Origin of the sequence: Micromonospora sp. KC606, assembly GCF_004348675.1 — a bacterium.
In the GTDB taxonomy this organism is placed as follows: domain Bacteria; phylum Actinomycetota; class Actinomycetes; order Mycobacteriales; family Micromonosporaceae; genus Micromonospora.
Window position 1 is genome coordinate 1 of record NZ_SMKN01000362.1, and the last position, 2,762, is coordinate 2,762.

Below are 2,762 nucleotides of genomic sequence, written 5' to 3' on the forward strand. Positions count from 1 at the left end.
GCTCGGGGCCGGGGACGGCGTCGGGGTCGTTGCCTGGGCTGCCGCCGCCGGGGCGGACGGCGCCTGGTTTCCGGCGGACGCGACGAATGCGCCACGCAGCCGTCGGGCGACGGGCGCCTCGACGGTGCTGGACGCGGACTTCACGAACTCGCCCATTTCCTTCAGCTTGGCGAGAACGGTCTTACTCTCGACCCCGAGCTCCTTAGCAAGCTCGTGTACGCGGGCCTTACCTGCCACTGCACTCCTCACTCCGAGGTCGTGCGGGCAGCACCCGCAGCGACCTCACTCGTGCACTTGAAGCCTGGTCATTTCAGGGACTTCATCGTGTGCTCATGTCGGTCGTCCTACCCTGCTAGCGACCCTCGCCCGGTCGGGTTGACCGGACGTAGTGGTTGGCGCATCGATGTACTCCGCGACGGCGCCGTGGTCAGGGACCCCGGTGAGGCGCAGCGCACGCCCGAGGGCGCGACGCCGCACCGCCTGCGCGAAGCAGGCCGGATCTGGGTGCATGTTCGCTCCCCGACCCGGCAGCCTGCGAGTCGGATCGGGCCGGAGACTGAGATCAGCCCCGTCACCGACCGCGACGATCCGCAGCAATTCGCTGGCCGGCGCACGTCGCCGGCAACCCACACAGGTGCGCTCCGGCTGCGCGCGTCGTACCACTGGAAGAAGTCTACCCCTAGCTGGCCGAGATCGCGCCGCCCGGCTCCGGGACGTGATCAGCTCCGCCCCGACCGCCGGCACCCGACTGCTCCGCGTCGGACCGGATGTCGATCCGCCAACCGGTCAGGCGGGCAGCAAGCCGGGCATTCTGCCCCTCGCGCCCGATCGCGAGCGAGAGCTGGAAGTCCGGGACGGTCACCCGCGCCGTCCGGGTGGCCAGATCGACCACCTCGACCCGCAGCGCCTTGGCCGGCGACAACGCGTTGCCGACGAAGGTCGCCGGGTCGTCCGACCAGTCGATAATGTCGATTTTCTCACCGTGCAGCTCGCTCATCACCGCGCGCACCCGCTGCCCCATCGGGCCGATGCAGGCGCCCTTGGCGTTCACACCCTGGACGGTGGACCGCACAGCGATCTTCGTGCGGTGACCCGCCTCACGGGCTATCGCGCCGATCTCCACCGTGCCGTCGGCGATCTCCGGCACCTCCAGCGCGAAGAGCTTCTTGACCAGCGCCGGGTGGGTACGGGAGAGGGTGATCTGCGGACCCCGCATCCCCTTGGCCACGTGCACCACCACGCAGCGGATCCGCTCACCGTGCTCGTACCGCTCGCCGGGAACCTGCTCGGACTGCGGCAGCACCCCCTCCAGCTTGCCCAGGTCGACGGTGACGATGCCCTTCTCCTTGCGGGCCTCGTGCGCCTGCACCACGCCGGTGACCAGATCACCGTCCCGCCCGACGTACTCGCCGAAGTGCACCTCGTCGGTGGCCTCCCGCAGCCGCTGGAGGATGACCTGCTTGGCGGTCATCGCGGCGATCCGGCCGAAGTCGTGCGGGGTGTCGTCCCACTCCCGCACCACCGTGCCGTCGGCGTCCAACTCCTGGGCGTACACCAGGGCCGCCCCGGTCTTGCGGTCGATCTCCACCCGGGAGTGCGGCTCGGCGCCCTCGGTGTGCCGGTAGGCGGTCAGCAGCGCGGTCTCGATCGCCGCGAGGATCGTGTCGAACGGGATCTCCCGCTCGCGCTCGAGTGCGCGCAGCGCCGCGAGGTCGATGTTCACCTCTCCTCGTCCTCCACATCATCTTCGTCGTCGATGTCGTCGATGTCCTCGCCGGCTTCGCCGGCGACGTCGAGCTCGGCCGCCTCGTCGATCTCGTCGAGGCGGCTGAACTCGACCTGCACCCGCCCGGGGCCGAGTTCGGCGTACGGGTGTTCACTGCGGCCGGCGTCGGTGTCCAGCGCCACGCGCTCGTCGTCGGCCGCCGCGACCCGGCCGGTCACCTGGCGGTCCCCGGCCGGCTGCCCGTCGCGCTGCTCCGGCAGCGCCGCCGCGCCCCGTACGGTCACCTTGACCAGCCGGCCGACGTTGCGCCGCCAGTGCCGGGGCAGGGTCAGCGGCCGGTCCACGCCGGGTGAGCTGACCTCGAGCTGGTACTCCCCCGCGACGAGGTCGCCGCCGGCCTCCTCGGCCGCGTCGAGCGCCGCCGACACCGCGCGGGAGACGTCCGCGACGGCGTCCAGGTTGACCCCGCCGTCGGCGTCCACGATCACCCGGACGACGTGCCGCCGGCCGGCCCGGGAGACCGACAGGTCCTCCAGGTCGTACCCCTCGCGGGTGACCACGGGTTCGATCACCTCGCGCAACCGGGCACGGCGTGCGGCGAGGTCACCCCGGGGTGCGCCCGCGCGATCCGAGCCCCGGGAGCCGTCGGTACGACGGGATCGTCCCGCCGGCCCCGTCGGCCTGGTGGCACGGCCACGCTGTGTCATATGGCGCACCCTTCTGCTGAACGGCGGCGGCCCTGCGGCTGCCACGCCGGACGCCACCGGGGCGGTGGCGCCCGGTGGCTGCGCAGAGCCTAACGCGCCGCCGGGGCGGTGGACCGCGCGGCGCACCGACGCCGGTCGCCCACCGGACGCCGGCGATGGTGTTGACTTGTCCGGTGGCGACGGGCAGAAGGACCGCGAACAGCGGTGAATCGGGGCGAACCCGGCGAACCATGCTGCGGGCCGGCGCGCTCCTGGCGGTGATCGGCTCGACCGGGCCGCTGACCGGCTGTGACCTTTTCGAGGGCGACGAACCCCCACCCCCTCCCGAC

General features: G+C 72.2%; 4 protein-coding genes. All 4 read right to left on the bottom strand.

The window, feature by feature from the left end:
• Positions 1-237: translation initiation factor IF-2 N-terminal domain-containing protein (locus E1193_RS30935; RefSeq protein ID WP_132186664.1), on the bottom strand; the 237-nt coding region annotated here is incomplete at its 3' end.
• Between the two features lie 93 nt (positions 238-330).
• On the bottom strand, positions 331-663 hold the full coding sequence (locus tag E1193_RS30940) for a YlxR family protein (RefSeq protein ID WP_132186665.1): 333 nt from the start codon (positions 661-663) through the stop codon (positions 331-333).
• 16 nt (positions 664-679) lie between these two features.
• Complete coding sequence (gene nusA / locus E1193_RS30945; RefSeq protein WP_132186666.1) at positions 680-1,723, bottom strand: transcription termination factor NusA; 1,044 nt, start codon at positions 1,721-1,723, stop codon at positions 680-682.
• The gene (gene rimP / locus E1193_RS30950) at positions 1,720-2,433 is read right to left on the bottom strand and encodes a ribosome maturation factor RimP (protein WP_132186667.1); all 714 of its coding nucleotides are present in this window, start codon (positions 2,431-2,433) and stop codon (positions 1,720-1,722) included. The genes nusA and rimP overlap by 4 nt, the downstream gene beginning before the upstream one ends.
• Positions 2,434-2,762: the final 329 nt, after the last annotated feature.

Coding starts and splice junctions, on each gene's coding strand:
- rimP (WP_132186667.1), bottom strand. CDS start 2,433: ATGACACAGCGTGGCCGTGCCACCAGGCCGACGGGGCCGGCGGGACGA.